Below are 18,432 nucleotides of genomic sequence, written 5' to 3'. Positions count from 1 at the left end.
CTCTGCGGGAACCCGGCTGCACACCCTCGCACGCGTACGGCAGCATGGGCGCATGTCCGTACTGACGCGCAGCGAAGCGCAGACCCGAGCCCAGCTCCTCGACGTACACAGGTACACGATCGACCTCGATCTCACCACCGGCGAGGAGACCTTCGACTCCCGCACCGTCATCCACTTCACCGCCCACGCGGCCGGAGACACGTTCGTCGAGCTCAAGCCCGCCACCCTGCGCTCCCTCACGCTGGACGGACACCCCCTCGACCCGGACCTCCTCGTCGACAGCCGCTACCCCCTCACCGCACTCACCGAGGGCCCGCACGAACTGCGCGCCGACGCCGCCATGCGCTACAGCCGCACCGGCGAAGGCATGCACCGCTTCACCGACCCCACCGACGGTGAGACATACCTCTACACCCAGCTCTTCATGGACGACGTCCAGCGCGTCTTCGCCGCGTTCGACCAGCCCGACCTCAAATCCGTCTTCGAGATCACCGTCACCGCCCCCACCGGCTGGACCGTCCTCGGCAACGGAACCGCCGAACACACCGGCGACGGCCGCTGGTCCATCGCCCCCACCCCCCGCATCTCCACCTACCTCGTCGCCGTCGCCGCCGGCCCCTGGTACTCGATCACCACCGAACACGCCGGACTGCCCTTCGGCATCCATTGCCGCCGCTCCCTCGCCCCCTATCTCGACGCCGACGCCGACGAGATCCTCGACATCACCCGCGCCTGCTTCGACCGGTACCACGAGAAGTTCGACGAGCCCTACCCCTTCGACTCGTACGACCAGGCATTCGTCCCCGAATTCAACGCGGGCGCCATGGAGAACCCCGGCCTCGTCACCTTCCGCGACGAGTTCGTCTACCGCTCCGCCGTCACCGACACCGAACGCCAGACCCGCGCCATGGTCATCTCCCACGAGATGGCCCACATGTGGTTCGGCGACCTCGTCACCCTCTCCTGGTGGGACGACATCTGGCTCAACGAGTCCTTCGCCGAGTACATGGGCTACCAGACCCTCGCCGAAGCCACCCGCTTCACCGACACCTGGGTCGAGTTCGGCGTCGCCCGCAAGGGCTGGGGCTACGACGCCGACCAGCGCCCCTCCACCCACCCCGTCGCCCCCGACCCCGACGCCGTCCCCGACACCGCGTCCGCCCTCCTCAACTTCGACGGCATCAGCTACGCCAAGGGCGCGTCCGCCCTGCGCCAGCTCGTCGCCTGGCTCGGCGAGAAGGACTTCCTCGCCGGCATCAACACCCACTTCGCCCGCCACAAATTCGCCAACGCCACCCTCGCCGACTTTATCGACAACCTCGCCTCCGCCACCGACCGCGACGTCCACGCCTGGGCCGGACACTGGCTGCGCACCACCGGCATCGACACCCTCACCGCCCAGGTCAGCGAGAGCGACGGCCGGTGGACCCTCACCGTCGACCACGACGGCAGCCGCCCCCACCGCATCACCGTCGGCGCCTACGAGCACACCCTGGACACCCAGTCAGGACCCGACCGGCTCGTCCTGCGCGAACGCTTCGAACTCGACGTCCCCCAGAGCGAGAGCGCCGCCCCGCTGCCCGGCCGCCGCCCCGCCCTCCTCGTCCTCAACGACAACGACCTCACCTACGCCAAGATCCGCCTCGACCCCGAGTCCTGGGAAACCGCCCTGCGCTCCCTCTCCGGCATCCCCGACCCGCTGACCCGCGCCCTCCTCTGGAACACCGCACGCGACATGGTCCGCGACGGCGAACTCGCCCCCGCCGCCTACCTGGCCGCAGCCCGCACCCACCTCCCGCACGAATCCGACCTCGCCGTCGTCCAGGGAGTCCTCTCCTTCGCCGCCCTCCACATCACCGACCGCTACCTGGCTCCCGAGCACCGCCCCACCGCCCTCGCCACCCTCACCACCATCTGCCGCGACCTGATCCGCCGCACCGAGGACGGCTCCGCACCCGGCCTGCGCCTCATCGCCGTACGCCACTTCATCGACGCCGCCACCCAGCCCGACTGCATCCAGGACTGGCTCACCGGCGGCACCGTCCCCGGCGGACCCGAACTCGACCCCGAACTCCGCTGGCGCATCCTCACCCGCCTCGCCGTCCTCGGCGCCACCGACCAGGCCACCATCGACGCCGAACTCGCCCAGGACCCCAGCGCCACCGGACAGGAAGGCGCCGCCCGCTGCCGGGCCGCCCTCCCCACCCCCGAAGCCAAAGCCGCCGCCTGGCACGCCATGTTCGGCGACGACACCCTCTCCAACTACCTCTTCACCGCCACCGCCCAAGGCTTCTGGCAACCCGAACAGGACGAACTCGTACGCGAGTACGTACCCCGCTACTACCCCGCGGCGACCGCCCTCGCCCTGCGCCGCGGCCCCGCCATCGCCGAAGCAGCCGGACGCTACGCCTTCCCCGCCACCACCGTCGACACCCCGAGCCTCGACCTCGGCACCCGCGCCCTCGACGACCAGACCCTCACCCCCGCCCTGCGCCGCAAACTCACCGACCAGCTCGACGACCTCCGCCGCGCCCTCACCGTCCGCGACACCCACTGACCCACCCCGCCCCACCCCCCACCCGTGCCCGGCCGCCCCTCCCCAAGGGCGACCGGGCACACCCATAGCAGGCGAACCCCCGGCAAACGGACCCGACCGACCAGCAGTACCCCTTTAGAGTCCGAATCGTTGAGCTCTTCGGCCGCGCCGCACGAAACCCGGACAAGCTGGCATGTCCACCCCCGCGCACCCGAAGGGCCCACCACCCATGCCCACCCCACCCCTCGCCGGAGGCACCGCAGGCCCCGCCGCCCTGCGCCCCCTCCTCGACACGGTCCTCGACGCCCTCCAGCAAGGAGCGGACCGGCGCGGCGGCCCCCTGCCCGCAGGCGGACCCCACACCACCACCGCCCGCATGCGCACCACAGGCCACCCCCTCATCCCGCACACCGGAGTCGGCGCCGAACACGCCCTGCGCACCCTCGTCACCGCACTCGCCGAAGGCGCCGCAGACCCCGCACACCCCCACTGCGCCGCCCACCTCCACACCCCACCCCTCGCACTCGCCGCCGCCGCCGACCTCGCCGCCAGCGCACTCAACCCCTCCATGGACTCCTGGGACCAGGCCCCCGCCGCCTCCACCCTCGAAACCGACCTCACCGCCGCACTCGCCGCCGAGATCTACCCCCACGCCACCACACCAGACGCCGTCATCACCACCGGCGGCACCGAAGCCAACCAACTCGCCCTTCTCCTCGCCCGCGAACGCCACGGCCCCGTACAGACCATCCGCGGAGCCAACGCCCACCACAGCATCCACCGCGCCACCTGGCTCCTCGGACTCCCCGAACCCACCGTCATCCCCGCCCCCACAGGCGTCATCGACCTCACCGCACTCGACGAAACCCTCACCCGCCTTCACCACCACCCCCTCCTCGTCACCGCCACCGCCGGCACCACCGACACCGGACAGATCGACCCCATCGACGCCATCGCCGACCTCTGCACCACCCACGGCGCCGAACTCCACATCGACGCCGCCTACGGCGGACCACTCCTCTTCAGCCCCACCCACCGCGGCACACTCCACGGCCTCGACCGCGCCCACAGCGTCACCTTCGACCTGCACAAACTCGGCTGGCAACCCGCCTCCGCCTCACTCCTCGCCGTCCCCGACCACCACCACCTCGACCCACTCCACCACCACGCCCCCTACCTCAACGCCGACGACGACACCGAAGCCGGCCTCCCCGACCTCCTCGGCCGCTCCCTGCGCACCACCCGCAGACCCGACGCCCTCAAAATCGCCGTCACCCTCCAGGCACTCGGCCGCACCGGACTCGCCGACCTCATCGACCGCACCATCGCCACCGCCCACCACCTCGCCGACCTCATCACCACCCACCCCACCCTCGACCTCTACGACCGCCCCACCATCAGCACCGTCCTCTTCCGCCCCACCGGCGCCTCCGACCACACCGTCGCCACCATCCGCCGCACCCTCCTCAACCGCGGCCACGCCGTACTCGGCCGCGCCGAAGCCCAGGGCCGCCGCTGGCTGAAAGCCACCCTCCTCAACCCCCACACCACCCCCGACGACCTCCACACCCTCATCGACCTCGTCACCACCGTCACAGACGCCCTCGCGGAAGGCAGCACACCCCGATGACCGACAGGCCCACACCCGAACCCGACCAGCCACACGACCTCGTCGGCATCGGCATCGGCCCCTTCAACCTCTCCCTCGCCGCCCTCGCCCACGGCGTACCCGCCACCCCCGGACACCACCAGCCCCTCACCACCGCCTTCTACGAACAACGCCCCGCCTTCCACTGGCACCCCGGCCTCCTCATCGACGGCGCCACCCTCCAAGTCCCCTTCCTCGCCGACCTCGTCACCCTCGCCGACCCCGCCAGCCCCTGGTCCTTCCTCAACTACCTACGCGACCAGGACCGCCTCTACCCCTTCTACTTCGCCGAGCGCTTCCACATCCAACGCACCGAATACGACTCCTACTGCCGCTGGGTCAGCGACCGGCTCCCCGGACTCCACTACGGCCACCAGGTCGACGCCGTCCGCTGGAACACCGAACACGCCCTCTTCGAAGTCGACTTCACCCAAATCGACACCCACGGCGAAGCCAGAGCCCTCGGCCGCGCCCACACCCGCAACGTCGCCATCGGCGTCGGCACCGAACCCTTCATCCCCGACCCCCTCAAACCCCTCGCCGAAGCCGAATCCGCCCCCGTCATCCACTCCGCGGACTACCTCCACCACCGCGAACACCTCCTCAAAGCCCCCCACATCACCGTGATCGGCTCCGGCCAGTCAGGCGCCGAAATCTTCCTCGACCTCCTGCGCGCCCGCCCCGCCGGAGCCGAAAAAATCCACTGGCTCGCCCGCACCGCCGCCTTCGCCCCCATGGAGTACTCCAAACTCGGCCTCGAACACTTCACCCCCGACTACAGCCGCTACTTCCACGCACTCCCCGAATCCGTACGCGACGAACTCATCCCCCGCCAATGGCAACTCCACAAAGGCATCGACGCCGACACCATCGCCGCCATCCACGACGAGCTCTACCGACGCACCCTCCACGGCGGCTGGCCCGACACCACCCTCACCCCCGGCGTCCGCGTACGCACCGCAGGCCGCGTCGCCACCACCCGCGTCGAACTCCACCTCGAACACACCCAGCAAGGCACCCGCTCCCGCCTCACCACCGACGCCGTCGTCCTCGCCACCGGTTACCGCGAACGCCCCCTCGACAACCTCCTCAATGGCCTCGACCCCTACCTGCGCCGCGACGCCTCCGCACGCCCCCGCATCGACGACCACTTCCGCCTCGTCCTCGACCCCACCGTCACCGGCCACGTCTACGTCCAGAACGCCGAACGCCACACCCACGGCGTCGGCGCCCCCGACCTCGGCCTCGCCGCCTGGCGCAGCGCCACCATCCTCAACGACCTCACCGGCACCACCCCCTACCCCCTCCCCAACCGCACCGCCTTCACCACCTTTGGCCTCAACCCCGCCCACAACCCCCGAATCCCCACCCCGAGCCCCGTCCTCACCCCCCTCGTCCAGACCAACTGACCCCCCCCACAGACAGAAGCGGCCGCCCCCTGCCCACAGGGAACGGCCGCTCCATCACAGGACAGCCCTCAGAACACCGGCACACCATCCCGCGTCAACCGCCAGCCCACCGAAGCGAACCCCGCCGGATCCACCGACCCCTTCGCCTTCACCCAGTTGATGATCGTGTTGCGGATCTCGTCCGAATCCGCCCACACCTGCTTCGCACCCGGCACATGCGGAAAATTACCGCCCCCGCCCGCCCGGTAATTGTTCACCGCCAAAACGAACCACGCCGCCGGATCGACCGCCACACCCTCGAACGACAGATCCACGATCCGCGCACCCACCGGCTTCGCGATGTCGATGTCATACGACACCCCCGAAACCGCGTCATAGTTGTAATCCGGCGTGCCACCCGCATTCGTCAACTTCGACGTGTCCACCACAGCGCCCGCAGCCGTCTGCACGAAATACCGCGCCGAATACTCCAAGTAGTCCTTCAACTGCGCACCCGTCAACAACCGCGCCTCAAGCGTGTTCTCGAACGGATACAACCCCGCCGCATCCCGGATCGTCACCTCACCCTCCGGAACACCCGCCGTACGCGAGAAACACGACGCCTGCGACAGCACAGGCAACCCCGCGTACTCACCACCCGCCAGCCCCGCCCGCACCGTCTCCGTCTGCACCTCATTGATCAGATCGATGATCGGCTCGTCCTTCCACGGCGCCTGGGCCGTCGACATCGCCACCACCGACGTACCGATCACCTGATTCACATACGCCACCACCTTCGCGTGCTCGTCACCGAGCAACGAAGTGATCTTCCGGTCCTCCGCCACCTCGTTGGAGTTCAGCACCGAAGCCCCGACCCCCTCCACCGACCAACGGCCCCCCTCCCACACCAGCTCGAAGTCGAACAACGTCAACCGCTGCCCCCACTTCAACGGCTCCGACAACACCACCCGCTTCCCGGTCCCCACATGCGTCACGAAATGCTCAGGAATCTCCGCGTGCGCGTGCCCCACCAGAATCGCGTCGATACCCGCGACCCGCTCCGCCACCAGACCCGCCGCGTTCTCCACATAGGGCAACTGATCCCCGTACGACGACGTACCACTCGACCCCGAATGCGCCGACACGATCACCACATCCGCACCCATCGACCGCAACCTCGGAACCCAGTGCGCCGCCTGCTCCTCAAGACCCGGAAACACCATCTTCCCGCCCACATGAGCCTTGTCCCAGATCGCGATCCCCGGATTCGTCAACCCCAGCACCGCCACCCGCACATCACGCCCGTACGGCGTACGAAGCCTCTTGATCACATACGGTGCAAAAGCCGGCCGCAACGTCTTCGCATCCAGCGCGTTCGCACCCAGCAGCGGAAAATCACACTGCTCCTCGAACTTCCGCAGCACCGGAATCCCGTAGTTGAACTCATGATTGCCGAGCGCCGCCGCGTCATAACCGATCGCGTTCATCGCCTGCGCCATCGGATGCACCGGCCCACGCCGCGCCGTGATCGGATCGACCTTCGCGTAGTAGTACGAGAGCTGAGTGCCCTGAATCGTGTCGCCCGCGTCGATCAGCAGCGTGTTGTGCCGCCCACGCTTCTCCCTGACCCGGTCGACCAACGTCGATATCTTCGCCAGACCCACATCGTTGTGCGCCTTGTCGTCGAACTCCTTGTCCGTGAAGTAGTCCCAGTTGAAGACGTTGCCATGCAGATCGGTCGTCCCCATCACGGTGAAGGAGTACCGCTTCGCCGGACGACGCCGGCCCACCGGCTCCACGGCCGCCGCCTGCCCCGCGACAGCACCGCCCGCCATCGCCGCACCCGCACCGGCGGCAGCCGAACGGCCCAGAAACGTCCTACGGTTCAACGGCATCCTTGACTCCTCGTTCGATCGGGCAACGCGCGTAGATTCTGACCCGGCCGGCCATGCCGGCAACACCCCGGACAGGTTTCGATTCGATGACCACATCGCACACACCCAAGCCCCCTCCACCCCATCCCGTGCCACCCCACACCGCCCCGTGCCACAGTGAACGCATGAGCGAAAACGACACCCCCCGCCCCTACGGAACACCCCAGACCCCCCGCGTCACCGTCCGAGGCGAAGCCCACATCGAAGCCGACCCCGAGACCGCCCGCATCTTCGTCACCGTCTCCGCCCGAGGCACCGACCGACGCACCGCCCTCGACGACCTCACCCGGCGCAACACCCAAGCCACCGAACTCATCAGAAGCTACGGCGAAGCCATCGACGCACTCGAAACAGGCGCCCTCTCCATCAGCCCCGAACTCACCCGCCACGGCCGCGGCGAACGCGTCCGCGCCTACCACGGCAGCGTCCAGCTCAACGTCACCCTCACCGACTTCACCGCCCTCGGCGAACTCACCAGCCGCCTCGCCGACCAGGAACTCACCCACGTCACAGGCCCCCGATGGGCCCTGCGCCCCACCTCACCCGTCCACGCACACGCCCGCCGCCAGGCCGTACGCGAAGCCGTCCAACGAGCCCGCGAATACGCCGAAGCCCTCGACACCGAACTCGGCGCCCTCCTCGAACTCGCCGACACCGGCCCGAACCCCGGCAGCACCACCCGCCCCGGATTCGCCCACCGCGGCGCCCCCACCCCACCCCCCATGGCTGACGCCGAGGCCACCCCGGAACCCCTCGACCTCGAACCCGTACGCCAGGCCGTCCACGCCCAGGTCGAGGCGTCGTTCACCCTCGCCCCACCCACACTCCGATAAACGCTCATCAGAGCGCCCTGCCGCACAATTCAACACTTGTCAATAACCCTTCACGCAGAGGTTGTTGAGGTGTCATGCAGAGCCAATTACCTACCCATAGGTAAGGTCTAGGCTCGAACCATGCGCCGAGCAAAAATCGTTTGTACCCTGGGACCCGCAACCGACACATACGACCAGATCAAGGCATTGGTCGAAGCCGGAATGGACATCGCCCGCTTCAACCTCAGCCACGGCACCTACGCCGACCACGAAGCGCGCTACCACCACGTACGCAAGGCATGCCGGGAAACCGGCCGCAGCGTCGGCATCCTCGCAGACCTTCAAGGCCCGAAGATCCGCCTCGGACGCTTCCGCGAAGGCCCCGTACTCCTTGAACGCGGCGACGACTTCACCATCACCGTCGAACCCATGGAAGGCGACCGCCACACCTGCGGCACCACCTACGACGGCCTCGCCGCCGACGTCACCCCAGGCGAGCGCATCCTCGTCGACGACGGCCGCGTCACCCTCGAAGTCACCGAGATCGACGGACCCCGCGTCCGCACCACCGTCATCGAAGGCGGCATGGTCTCCGACCACAAGGGACTCAACCTCCCCGGCGTCGCCGTCTCCGTCCCCGCACTCTCCGAGAAGGACATCGACGACCTCCGCTGGGCCCTGCGCACCGGCGCCGACATCATCGCCCTCTCCTTCGTACGCAGCGGACGCGACATCGACGACGTCCACCGCGTCATGGACGAGGAGAACCGACGCCTCCCCGTCATCGCCAAGGTCGAGAAGCCCCAGGCCGTCGAGAACATCGACAGCATCGTCGCCGCCTTCGACGGCATCATGGTCGCCCGCGGAGACCTCGGCGTCGAAATGCCCCTCGAACAGGTCCCGATCGTCCAGAAACGCGCCATCAAGCTCGCCAAGCGCAACGCCAAACCGGTCATCGTCGCCACCCAGATGCTCGAGTCGATGATCGACAACTCCCGCCCCACCCGCGCCGAGGCGTCCGACGTGGCCAACGCCGTCATCGACGGCACGGACGCCGTGATGCTCTCGGGCGAGACCAGCGTCGGCAAGTACCCGGTCGAGACCGTCCGCACGATGTCCCGGATCGTCGAGGCCGCCGAGGAGGACATCCTCGCCAAGGGCCTCCCCCCGCTCAACGACCTCAACAAGCCGCGCACCCAGGGCGGCGCGGTCGCCCGCGCGGCGGCCGAGATGGGCGACTTCCTCGGCGCGAAGTTCCTGGTGGCCTTCACCCAGAGCGGCGACACGGTCAAACGCCTCTCGCGCTACCGCTCCCCGATCCCCCTCCTGGCCTTCACCCCGGACCCGGCCACCCGCAGCCAGCTGAACCTGACCTGGGGCGTGGAGACCTTCCTCGGCCCGCACGTCGACTCGACGGACGCGATGGTGGCCCAGGTCGACGAGGAACTCCTGCGGATCGGCCGCTGCCGCAAGGGCGACATCGTGGTGATCACGGCGGGCTCCCCGCCCGGGGTGGCCGGCTCGACGAACCTGGTGCGGGTGCACCACATCGGCGAGGACTAGGCCGGTCGTCAGTACTTCGGCCCGACATGGGCGTCCATGAGCGCGACGGACGCCCGTCGGGCGACGGAGATGTTGTACGCCTTACCGGCGCGGGTGCAGTGCGTCCATGTAATGCCGAGCTTGTCGAGGGTGTCGGTGTACAGCTGCCGGATGTCGTCCGAGACGTTGGTGAACCAGTACCTCGGGTACTCATACCGCTTCTGTACGCCGCCGACGATGCGGGTGGTCCAGTTCGTGATGCGACAACCGTCCGAGTGGATGAGGCCCCGCACGAATTGCCACGGCTGGTGGTCGACAATTTCGCGCTGCCATGGTTCGAGCACGATCTTGCGGGCGTGTTTCTTTCCGGGGCCGTGCTGAGGGAACAGGCACACGAGGTGCTTCGAGTACACCTTGATGTTGTGGCAGCCAGGCTTGCGCACCCGACATGTGGCATTGTCCGGGAACACCTTGCGCATTGCCGCCTCGGCCTCGTCCTGAACGCCGGGCCAGACGTCGTCCAGGGTGATCATGAGGTTCGGCACCCGGTGCTGGGAGTGCTGGCTCACATGCCCGTCGCCCAGGTAGAGCCCGAGGAGATACGCGTAGGCGGACTCGTCGAGTTCGACACCGTCGCACCGATGGCACTGAGGGTTCGACGAGCCAGGACACTCACCTCGTCTGGAGCGGTCAATATGGAGCCAATACGAGACGGTGCCACGCGGCACGTTCAGTTGGCGGGCGACTTCGGCGCCCTTGGTGCCGGATCGGAGAAGGGCGAGTGCCTTCTGGCGCACTTCTGTGCCGTGGAAGTTCACATCACAACTGTGGGTGATGCAGCATGGCGGTGAGTAGCAAAAAGCGGATGTTCACGAGAACGTGAACATCCGCTTTCATCTATGCGTGCCGAGTGCGGGATTCGAACCCGCATGCTCTTTCGAGCAGATGTGTTTGAGACATCCGTGTATACCCTTCCACCAACCCGGCGAGGGTGCTGTCAGGAGTGTACCGGGTGCCTCGCCGCCCGCGCTGCTAGGTAGGCTGCTTCGCAGCAGCACCTGCCCTGAATCAAGGAGCCCCGTGACCACCCCCGAGTCGCCCCAGCCCGTAGACGCCGTCGACGACGACAAGTCGCACGTGCCGCCGCTGACGACCCGTGTCGTCATCGCCGAGGACGAGGCCCTCATCCGCCTCGACCTCAAAGAGATGCTGGAGGAAGAGGGCTACTCGGTCGTCGGGGAGGCCGGTGACGGGCAGCGGGCCGTCGAGCTGGCCCGGGAGCACAAGCCGGACCTCGTGATCCTCGACGTGAAGATGCCCGTCCTCGACGGGATCTCCGCCGCCGAGAAGATCGCAGAGGAGTCCATCGCGCCGGTCCTCATGCTCACCGCGTTCTCGCAGCGCGACCTCGTCGAGCGGGCCCGGGACGCCGGGGCGATGGCGTACCTCGTGAAGCCGTTCAGCAAGAGCGACGTCGTGCCGGCCATCGAGATGGCGGTGTCCCGGTTCGCGGAGCTGAAGGCCCTTGAGGGCGAGGTCGCGGACCTCTCGCAGCGCCTGGAGACCCGCAAGCTCGTCGACCGGGCCAAGAGCATCCTCCAGACGGACTACGGCCTCTCCGAGCCGGCCGCGTTCCGCTGGATCCAGAAGACGTCGATGGACCGCAGGCTGTCCATGCAGCAGCTCGCCGAGGCGCTGATCGAGGACGCCGAGGAGAAGAAGAAGGCGGCCGAGTAGCCGCGTACGGACCACGTGGAGGAGGCCCGCACCCCGGATCGATCGGGGTGCGGGCCTCCTCCACGTACCGAGTACCGGAGTGCGGGGTCTCAGTCCTCGCCGAGGTACGCCTTGCGTACGGACTCGTCGTGCAGGAGGTCCGCTCCGGTGCCGGTGAGGACGATCTTGCCGACCTCCATGACGTGGCCCTGGTCCGCGAGGGACAGCGCCGCCTGGGCGTTCTGCTCGACGAGCAGGATCGTGGTGCCCGACGCCTTGAGTTCGACGATGGTCTCCATGATCTTCTGCATCATGATCGGGGAGAGGCCCATGGAGGGCTCGTCGAGCATGAGCAGCTTGGGCTGGGACATGAGGGCGCGTCCCATGGCGAGCATCTGCTGTTCGCCGCCGGAGAGGGTGCCCGCGGCCTGCTTCCGGCGTTCCCCGAGGATGGGGAAGAGGTCGTAGGCGCGCTGGACGTCCTTCTCGATGCCTGCCTTGTCGCTGCGGAGGTAGGCGCCGAGGAGGAGGTTCTCGGTGATCGTCAGCCGGGGGAAGATGTGGCGTCCCTCGGGGGAGTGGGCGAGTCCGAGGGCGACGATCTTGTGTGCGGGGATGTTGGTGAGTGGCTTGCCCTCGAAGAGGATGCGGCCGCCGAGGGGCTTGAGCAGTCCGGAGAGGGTGCGCAGGGTGGTGGTTTTTCCGGCGCCGTTGGTGCCGATGAGGGTGACCACCTGGCCGGCTTCGACGCTGAAGGAGATCCCCTTGACGGCTTCGATCTTGCCGTAGGCGACGCGGAGGTCCTCGACCTCTAGCAGTGCGGTCATCGGGTGTCCTCCTCCTCGGTGGTGGTGGTTTTGGTGGTGCTGGTGCCGGCTTCGGCTTCGGCCGCTTCGACTTCGGCGACCTCGTCGGCGCCGGGGGCGCCTTCGAAGGGGGTGCCGAGGTAGGCGGCGACGACGCGTTCGTCTCCCTGGACGACTTCGGCGGTGCCCTCGACGAGCTTCTCGCCCTGGACGAGGACGGTGACGCGGTCGCACAGGTTGAAGATGAAGCGCATGTCGTGCTCGATGACGAGTACGGCGATGCCCTGGTCCCGGATGGCGAAGATGAGTTCTTCGGTGACGCGGGTTTCCTGGGGGTTCATGCCTGCGGTGGGCTCGTCCAGGAGGAGGAGTCCGGGGTCGCTGGCGAGTGCGCGCGCGATCTCCAGCTTGCGCTGGTCTCCGTAGGGGAGGTTGCGGGCGAGGTGGTCGGCCTTGTCCTGGAGGCCGATGAACTCCAGGATCTCCATGCACCGCGCGCGGCTGGCGTTTTCGGCTTTCTTGTAGCCGGGGAGGCGCAGGAGCGCGGACCAGAGTCCTTCTTTGGTCCTGGTGTGGCGTCCGACGAGGACGTTTTCCAGGACGGTCATGTTGGCGAAGAGCCTGATGTTCTGGAAGGTGCGGGCGATGCCTGCCTGGGTGACGAGGTGGGGCTTGGGCGGCAGGACGGTGCCCTTGTAGCTGACCTTGCCCTCGGTGGGGACGTAGAGGCCGGTGAGGCAGTTGAAGAAGGTGGTTTTTCCGGCGCCGTTGGGGCCGATGAGGCCGACGATCTCTCCGGCGTTGACGGTGAGGTCGACGTCGCGTACGGCGGTGAGTCCGCCGAAGCGCATGGTGACGCCGCTTGCGTCGAGTACGGGGGTGCCGGTGTCGGTGGTGGTCGTGGCTGTCCTGGTCATGTCGGTCACGCCCCCGCCTTCGTGGTTCCGGCGGCCGTGTCGGTGAGTGGTTCGTCCGGTGGTACGTCGAGTTGGCCGGTCTCGTGGAATTCGAGTTGCTTCCTGCGGTCGGCGACCAGGCCCTCGGGGCGGAAGCGCATCAGGAGGATGAGTGCGAGTCCGAAGAGGAAGAGCTGGTAGTCCTGCATGAACTGCAGTTTGGCCGGGATCAGGTAGAGCAGTGCGGCGCCGACGAGGGGGCCGCTGAGGGTTCCCATGCCGCCGAGGATGACGGCGGCGAGGAGGAACGCGGAGTTGGGCGGTACGGAGCCGGCGAACTGGTACTGCTCGGGGGTGACCGTGTAGGAGACGTGCGCCTGTACGGTTCCGGCGAGTCCGGCGAGGGTGGCGCCGAGTGCGAAGGCGAGCAGCTTGAGCCGGAAGGCGTTGATGCCCATGGCGGTGGCGGCGGTTTCGTCTTCGCGGATGGCGACCCAGGCGCGGCCGATGCGGGATTCGTTGGAGCGGCGGAACACCATGACGACGACGCCGGTGAAGAGGAGCATCAGCAGGTAGTAGTTGGCTGATCTGCCGAGGGTGAAGCCGCCGATGTCGTGGCTGATCCCGAAGTCGAATCCGAGGATGTTGAGGTCGGGGATGCTGGGGATGCCCTGGGAGCCGTTGGTGAGGTCGGGGCCGCTGACGCCGTTGAGGGCGTTGACGGTGAGCCGGAAGATCTCTCCGAAGCCGAGGGTGACGATGGCGAGGTAGTCGCCGCGCAGCCGGAGTGTCGGGGCGCCGATGATGACGCCGAAGACGAGTGAGGCTGCGGCGCCGGTGAGGACGGCGGCCCAGAAGGGGAACTGGACGCCGATGGGTGACAGCGGGGAGCCGGAGACCAGGGCGGCGGCGTAGGCGCCGACGCCGAGGAAGGCGACGTATCCGAGGTCGAGGAGGCCGGCGAGGCCGACGACGACGTTGAGGCCGAGTGCGACGGTCGCGAAGATGAGGATGTTCGCGCCGATGAGGGCGTATTCCTCGTTCTGCTGGGTGAAGGGGAAGCAGAACGCCGCGACGAGTGCGGCGGTGAGGGTGACGTTGCGGTGTTTGGTGGTGAGTGCGGTGATGCGGGCGATGAGTCCGGCGCGGCTGACGGCGGTGAAGCCGAAGGCGACGGTGATCATGAAGCCGATGAAGAGTTCGGCGTATTCGGTGTCGATGCCGTAGGTGAAGACGTACAGCCCGATGCCGAAGGCGCCGGCGATGATCAGGATCTCGGCCCAGGCGGGGAGTTCCTTGGCGCGGTCGGGGGTGGGTGCGCGCAGGCTGTCGCGGAATCGGTTCCAGGGGTTGGGTGAGCTGTCCGGGTCGGCGGGCAGGTCGTTGGGGAGGCCGAGGGAGGCGATGACGGCGATGAGTGCGCCGGTGGCGCTGATCCAGGCTCCGGGTTCCAGGTTGACGATGCCGCCGAGTTTCACGGTGATGGCGCCGATGGAGTAGCCGACGACGCCGAGGGTGCCGAGGGCGAGGAGCCGGGTGGGGCTGTTGGTGCCGCCTGGGGTGAGCCAGCGCAGTCCCTTGATGCCGTATCCGGAGAGTGCGAAGAGCAGGGTGAGGGCCGCGCCGATGAGGGCGAGGACCTGGAGGCCGCCGGGGTAGCCGGTGACGGTGAGGTCGCCGGGGAATTCGTCGGTCCAGGTCCAGGCGAGGAAGGTGCCGACGAGTGCGATGGCGGCGCCGGCGGTGGTGGCGGGGCGGGCGGCCGCGGTGGGCAGGGCGAGGAAGGCCGGGGCGTTCTGGGTGGTCATCGGTATCACGCCCTGTCCGCGACGCGTTCGCCCAGCAGGCCCTGGGGCCTGATGAGCAGGACGAGGATGAGGAGGGCGAAGGCCCACACGTCCTTCCAGGCGCCGCCGCCGAAGAGTTCCATGCCGGGGACCTCGCTCATGTAGCCGGTGGCGAGTGATTCGGCGACGCCGAGTACGACGCCGCCGAGCATGGCGCCGTAGATGTTGCCGATGCCGCCGAGTACGGCTGCGGTGAATGCTTTGAGCCCCATGATGAAGCCCATGCGGAAGCCGATCTGGCCGTTCTTGAGCCCGTAGGCGACGGCGGCGACGGCGGCGAACGCGGCACCGATGGCGAAGGCCATGACGATGATGCGGTCGGTGTTGATTCCCATGAGCTTGGCGGTGTCGGGGTCCTGTGAGGTGGCCTGCATGCCGCGGCCTGCGCGGGTCTTGGAGACGAAGAGGCCGAGGGCGATCATGCAGAGGGGTGCGACGACGAGGACGAAGAGGTCGCCGCGCTGGATGTTGGCGCCGAAGACCTCGAACGCCTCACCTTCGAACTGGGGGAAGGAGCGGTCCTTCGTGGCGTTCGGGTACCACATCCACACTGCTTGCTGGAGTGCGAGCGAGAGGCCGATGGCGGTGATGAGGGGGGCTAGGCGTGGTGCTGTGCGCAGTGGCCGGTAGGCGAAGCGTTCAGCGGCCATGCTGATCGCGACGGCGGCGATGACGCCGCCGGCGATCATGAGGGGTATCGCAGCTATGAGGGAGAGACCTGAGGGAAGGCCGAGGTAGACCGTGAGGGCTCCGAAGCCTCCGATCATGAAGATCTCGCCGTGTGCGAAGTTGATGAGCTGGATGATTCCGTAGACCATCGTGTAACCGATCGCGATGAGACCGTACATCGCGCCGAGGATGAGTCCATTGGCCAGCTGTTGCGGCAGTTCGTTCACCGCAGGGCCTCCGTGGAGTGGTTCGGATATGGCACCGCGCGGGAGCGCTCGTAGCGCTCCCGCGCGGTCTGGTTGGTTGGTGCGGCCGGGAGCCCCTGGGGACTTACTTGACGGCCTCGCTGAACTTGGAGACCCACTTGCCGCCGTCGACCTGGTAGGCGGTCATCATGGTGTTGGTGGTGTCGCCGTACTCGTCGAAGGAGACGGGGCCGGTGACGCCTTCGAACTGGACCTTGCTCATCGCGTCGAGGACCTTGGCGCGGGCGTCCTCGGGGAGCTTGCCGTCGTTCTCGGCGACTACGGCCTTGACGGCTTCGATGATCGCCCAGGTGGCGTCGTAGGTGCCGCCGCCGTATGCCTCGTAGGCGTCCTTGTAGCCGGCGGTCTTGTAGTCCGCGATGAACTTCTTGGCGGACTCGAGCTCTTCGACGGGCTTGCCGACGGAGGTGGCGATGTCGCCCTGGGCCTTCTTGTTCAGCTCGATGAAGTCGGCGCTGTACATGCCGTCGCCGCCCATGAGCGGGATCTTCACGCTGTCCTTGAGCTGCTGGCTGAGGGGTGCGCCGGCGGGGTACTCGCCACCGTAGTAGACGGCCTTGGCCTTGGAGCCCTTGATCTTGGTGACGATCGAGTTGAAGTCGCGGTCGTCGGGGTTGATGTGGTCGGCGCCGACGATCTTGCCGCCGAGCCCGGTGAACGTCGTCTTGAAGGAGGCGGCGAGACCGGCGCCGTAGGGCTTCTGGTCGTCGATGAGGTAGACGTCCTTGATCTTCGCGGTCTTGAAGAGGTAGTTCGCCGCGAAGGCACCCTGGATGGCGTCGGTGGTGGCGGTCCGGAAGTACGTCTTGTACGGACGCTTCTTGTCGCCGGTCTTCCAGTCGTTGCCCTGGGTCAATTCGGTGCCGGTGTTGGCGGGGGAGACCTGGGTGAGGCTGGCGTCGTTGAGGGGCTTCTGCATCGACTGCGAGACGCCGGAGTTCAGCGGGCCGACGACGCCGAGGAGGTCCTTGTTGCCGATGAACTTCTGGGCGTTCTGCTGGCCGACGGAGGGCTGCGCCTGGTCGTCGAGCGGCTGGATCTCGAACTTGATGCCCGGGACCGTCTTCTCCTTGTTCGCCGTCTTGGCGGCGAGGTCGGCGGAGTTCTTGATGCCGAGGCCGAGGGCGGAGAGGTCGCCGGTCAGGGGGGCGTCGACGCCGATGACGACGGTCTGGGTCTCGCCGCCGCCGCTGCTCTTCTTGTCGTCCTCGCGCGACCCGCAGGCGGTGAGTGTGAGTGCTCCGGTGGTGAGCACTGCGGTGAGTATGAGCAAAGAACGGTGTCGCACGAAAGAGGTCCTTTCCTGGCGCGGCCTCCTCTGCTGAGGTGCCGTGACGATCGCCGGGCCGTACTGGGTCGTGCAGGCGGTGCAGCAGACGCGCCCGGCGGCGCGGTGACTGGCCGTGACTCTAAGGGCAGGGCCGGGGGTGCGGGACGGGCAGCGGCAGGATGTGACTGTCTTGTTATGCCCTTGAGGAAGGCTTGAGGTGACTGTGTGGACATGTGCGGTTTTATCGCTGGGTGCGGAAGTGACCGCATGGTGAGAACGCGCAGCTCTGCTAAGGCGCTTGAAGCGATCTTGGTGCTGTCGCGTTCGGGGGTGCGTGAGGGCGTGTCGCGCCGGCCCCCGGGTCCGGGGCCGCGCCCCGGGTGCGGCCCTCTCCTTGCGCGTGTGTTACGCAGTGTGACATCGGGAAAGGTGTATCCGGCCGCTATCGTGCCCGTGGCTGATGAGTGCCTCATGGCGGAGGGTGTGGGGTCAAGGGAGTTGACGGAGTCCGCTGGTCAACGGAGTTCCGGCGGTGGGGATATGGGGCTGCCCGGCCGGAATGCGTGGTGCGTTCCGGGCCGGGCAGGGGGTGTGCGGGCCGCTGTGGGCTAGCCGGCGGTGGGCTGGGGTGCGTCACGGAGGAGGCAGGTGAGGCGGGCGGTGCAGACCCGCTTGTCCTGTTCGTCGGTGATGACGATCTCGTACGTGGCGGTGGTGCGGCCGCGGTGGACGGGGGTGGCGACACCGGTCACGAGGCCGCTGCGTACGCCCCGGTGGTGGGTGCAGTTCAGGTCGACGCCGACGGCGAGCTTGGAGGTGCCGCCGTGGAGCATGGAGCCGATGGAGCCGAGGGTCTCGGCGAGGACGGCCGAGGCGCCGCCGTGGAGGAGTCCGTAGGGCTGGGTATTGCCCTCGACGGGCATCGTGCCCACGACGCGGTCAGGGGACGCCTCGACGATGGTGACGCCCATGCGCTCTCCGAGGTGTCCGGCGGAGAAGAGGGCGGGGAGGTCGGCGCCGAGTGCCGCGTACTCGTCGATGATCTCCTGGGGGAACGTGGGTGTGGTGTGCTCGCCCATGGGTCCGGCTCCGATCGTCTGCG

The 18,432-nt window shown here is 67.9% G+C and carries 14 protein-coding genes and 1 tRNA gene; 6 read left to right on the top strand and 9 right to left on the bottom strand.

The genetic code is table 11. The features are described 5' to 3' along the window. The first annotated feature begins 52 nt into the window (after positions 1-52). The 3 genes from pepN to Sfulv_RS06180 all read left to right on the top strand — a co-directional run bounded on the left by pepN (position 53) and on the right by Sfulv_RS06180 (position 5,593). On the top strand, positions 53-2,557 hold the full coding sequence (pepN, locus tag Sfulv_RS06190; protein WP_173312494.1) for an aminopeptidase N: 2,505 nt from the start codon (positions 53-55) through the stop codon (positions 2,555-2,557). Between the two features lie 208 nt (positions 2,558-2,765). After that, a complete protein-coding gene (locus Sfulv_RS06185) occupies positions 2,766-4,166 on the top strand; it encodes a pyridoxal phosphate-dependent decarboxylase family protein (protein ID WP_173312491.1) in 1,401 nt (466 codons plus the stop codon). Then, the gene (locus Sfulv_RS06180; protein ID WP_173312488.1) at positions 4,163-5,593 is read left to right on the top strand and encodes a lysine N(6)-hydroxylase/L-ornithine N(5)-oxygenase family protein; all 1,431 of its coding nucleotides are present in this window, start codon (positions 4,163-4,165) and stop codon (positions 5,591-5,593) included. The genes Sfulv_RS06185 and Sfulv_RS06180 overlap by 4 nt, the downstream gene beginning before the upstream one ends. Positions 5,594-5,661: 68 nt before the next feature. Here the strand turns inward: Sfulv_RS06180 and Sfulv_RS06175 are convergent, their stop codons facing one another. After that, positions 5,662-7,467 (bottom strand): bifunctional metallophosphatase/5'-nucleotidase, encoded by a 1,806-nt coding sequence (locus Sfulv_RS06175; protein ID WP_173312485.1) that lies wholly within the window; start codon positions 7,465-7,467, stop codon positions 5,662-5,664. Between the two features lie 164 nt (positions 7,468-7,631). On the opposite strand from Sfulv_RS06175, the gene Sfulv_RS06170 reads away from it, so the two are divergent. Together Sfulv_RS06170 and pyk are read left to right on the top strand one after the other, a co-directional pair. Beyond that, on the top strand, positions 7,632-8,339 hold the full coding sequence (locus Sfulv_RS06170) for an SIMPL domain-containing protein (RefSeq protein ID WP_173312482.1): 708 nt from the start codon (positions 7,632-7,634) through the stop codon (positions 8,337-8,339). 120 nt (positions 8,340-8,459) lie between these two features. Further along, positions 8,460-9,881, top strand: coding sequence for a pyruvate kinase (gene pyk, locus Sfulv_RS06165; RefSeq protein WP_173312479.1), 1,422 nt, complete (start codon positions 8,460-8,462; stop codon positions 9,879-9,881). 8 nt (positions 9,882-9,889) lie between these two features. Here the strand turns inward: pyk and Sfulv_RS06160 are convergent, their stop codons facing one another. Beyond that, positions 9,890-10,678: a helix-turn-helix domain-containing protein gene (locus Sfulv_RS06160; RefSeq protein ID WP_173312476.1), complete on the bottom strand. Its 789-nt coding sequence runs from the start codon at positions 10,676-10,678 to the stop codon at positions 9,890-9,892. Between the two features lie 86 nt (positions 10,679-10,764). Next, positions 10,765-10,847 (bottom strand) — tRNA-Leu (locus Sfulv_RS06155). Between the two features lie 93 nt (positions 10,848-10,940). Between Sfulv_RS06155 and Sfulv_RS06150 the strand changes: the two genes are divergently transcribed. Continuing rightward, positions 10,941-11,597, top strand: coding sequence for an ANTAR domain-containing response regulator (locus Sfulv_RS06150; RefSeq protein ID WP_173312473.1), 657 nt, complete (start codon positions 10,941-10,943; stop codon positions 11,595-11,597). Positions 11,598-11,686: 89 nt separating this feature from the next. Here Sfulv_RS06150 and Sfulv_RS06145 read toward each other — a convergent pair whose 3' ends face one another. The 6 genes from Sfulv_RS06145 to Sfulv_RS06120 form a co-directional block, all read right to left on the bottom strand. Further along, complete coding sequence (locus Sfulv_RS06145) at positions 11,687-12,403, bottom strand: ABC transporter ATP-binding protein (protein ID WP_173312470.1); 717 nt, start codon at positions 12,401-12,403, stop codon at positions 11,687-11,689. Continuing rightward, on the bottom strand, positions 12,400-13,299 hold the full coding sequence (locus Sfulv_RS06140; RefSeq protein WP_173317619.1) for an ABC transporter ATP-binding protein: 900 nt from the start codon (positions 13,297-13,299) through the stop codon (positions 12,400-12,402). Before Sfulv_RS06140 ends, Sfulv_RS06145 begins: the two co-directional genes overlap by 4 nt. Before the next feature lie 5 nt (positions 13,300-13,304). Next, positions 13,305-15,086, bottom strand: a complete 1,782-nt coding sequence (locus tag Sfulv_RS06135; protein WP_173312467.1) for a branched-chain amino acid ABC transporter permease — start codon at positions 15,084-15,086, stop codon at positions 13,305-13,307. 5 nt (positions 15,087-15,091) lie between these two features. Then, the gene (locus tag Sfulv_RS06130) at positions 15,092-16,021 is read right to left on the bottom strand and encodes a branched-chain amino acid ABC transporter permease (protein WP_173312464.1); all 930 of its coding nucleotides are present in this window, start codon (positions 16,019-16,021) and stop codon (positions 15,092-15,094) included. A gap of 103 nt (positions 16,022-16,124) precedes the next feature. Then, positions 16,125-17,333 carry a branched-chain amino acid ABC transporter substrate-binding protein gene (locus tag Sfulv_RS06125; RefSeq protein ID WP_173317617.1) on the bottom strand — a complete coding sequence of 403 codons (1,209 nt, stop codon included), beginning with the start codon at positions 17,331-17,333 and terminating at the stop codon, positions 16,125-16,127. Positions 17,334-17,938: 605 nt separating this feature from the next. Continuing rightward, complete coding sequence (locus tag Sfulv_RS06120; protein ID WP_173312461.1) at positions 17,939-18,409, bottom strand: PaaI family thioesterase; 471 nt, start codon at positions 18,407-18,409, stop codon at positions 17,939-17,941. Positions 18,410-18,432 lie beyond the last annotated feature (23 nt).

Source organism: Streptomyces fulvorobeus (genome assembly GCF_013167895.1).
Classification (GTDB): Bacteria; Actinomycetota; Actinomycetes; order Streptomycetales; family Streptomycetaceae; genus Streptomyces; species Streptomyces fulvorobeus.
Note: the sequence above shows the minus strand (reverse complement) of the source record. Positions and strands in the feature narration are given on the sequence as shown.

What these genes read in the sequence shown, in the direction of transcription:
- pepN (WP_173312494.1), top strand. Translation starts at nt 53, where the DNA reads ATGTCCGTACTGACGCGCAGCGAAGCGCAGACCCGAGCCCAGCTCCTC.
- Sfulv_RS06185 (WP_173312491.1), top strand. Translation starts at nt 2,766, where the DNA reads ATGCCCACCCCACCCCTCGCCGGAGGCACCGCAGGCCCCGCCGCCCTG.
- Sfulv_RS06180 (WP_173312488.1), top strand. Translation starts at nt 4,163, where the DNA reads ATGACCGACAGGCCCACACCCGAACCCGACCAGCCACACGACCTCGTC.
- Sfulv_RS06175 (WP_173312485.1), bottom strand. Translation starts at nt 7,467, where the DNA reads ATGCCGTTGAACCGTAGGACGTTTCTGGGCCGTTCGGCTGCCGCCGGT.
- Sfulv_RS06170 (WP_173312482.1), top strand. Translation starts at nt 7,632, where the DNA reads ATGAGCGAAAACGACACCCCCCGCCCCTACGGAACACCCCAGACCCCC.
- pyk (WP_173312479.1), top strand. Translation starts at nt 8,460, where the DNA reads ATGCGCCGAGCAAAAATCGTTTGTACCCTGGGACCCGCAACCGACACA.
- Sfulv_RS06145 (WP_173312470.1), bottom strand. Translation starts at nt 12,403, where the DNA reads ATGACCGCACTGCTAGAGGTCGAGGACCTCCGCGTCGCCTACGGCAAG.
- Sfulv_RS06140 (WP_173317619.1), bottom strand. Translation starts at nt 13,299, where the DNA reads ATGACCAGGACAGCCACGACCACCACCGACACCGGCACCCCCGTACTC.
- Sfulv_RS06135 (WP_173312467.1), bottom strand. Translation starts at nt 15,086, where the DNA reads ATGACCACCCAGAACGCCCCGGCCTTCCTCGCCCTGCCCACCGCGGCC.
- Sfulv_RS06120 (WP_173312461.1), bottom strand. Translation starts at nt 18,409, where the DNA reads ATGGGCGAGCACACCACACCCACGTTCCCCCAGGAGATCATCGACGAG.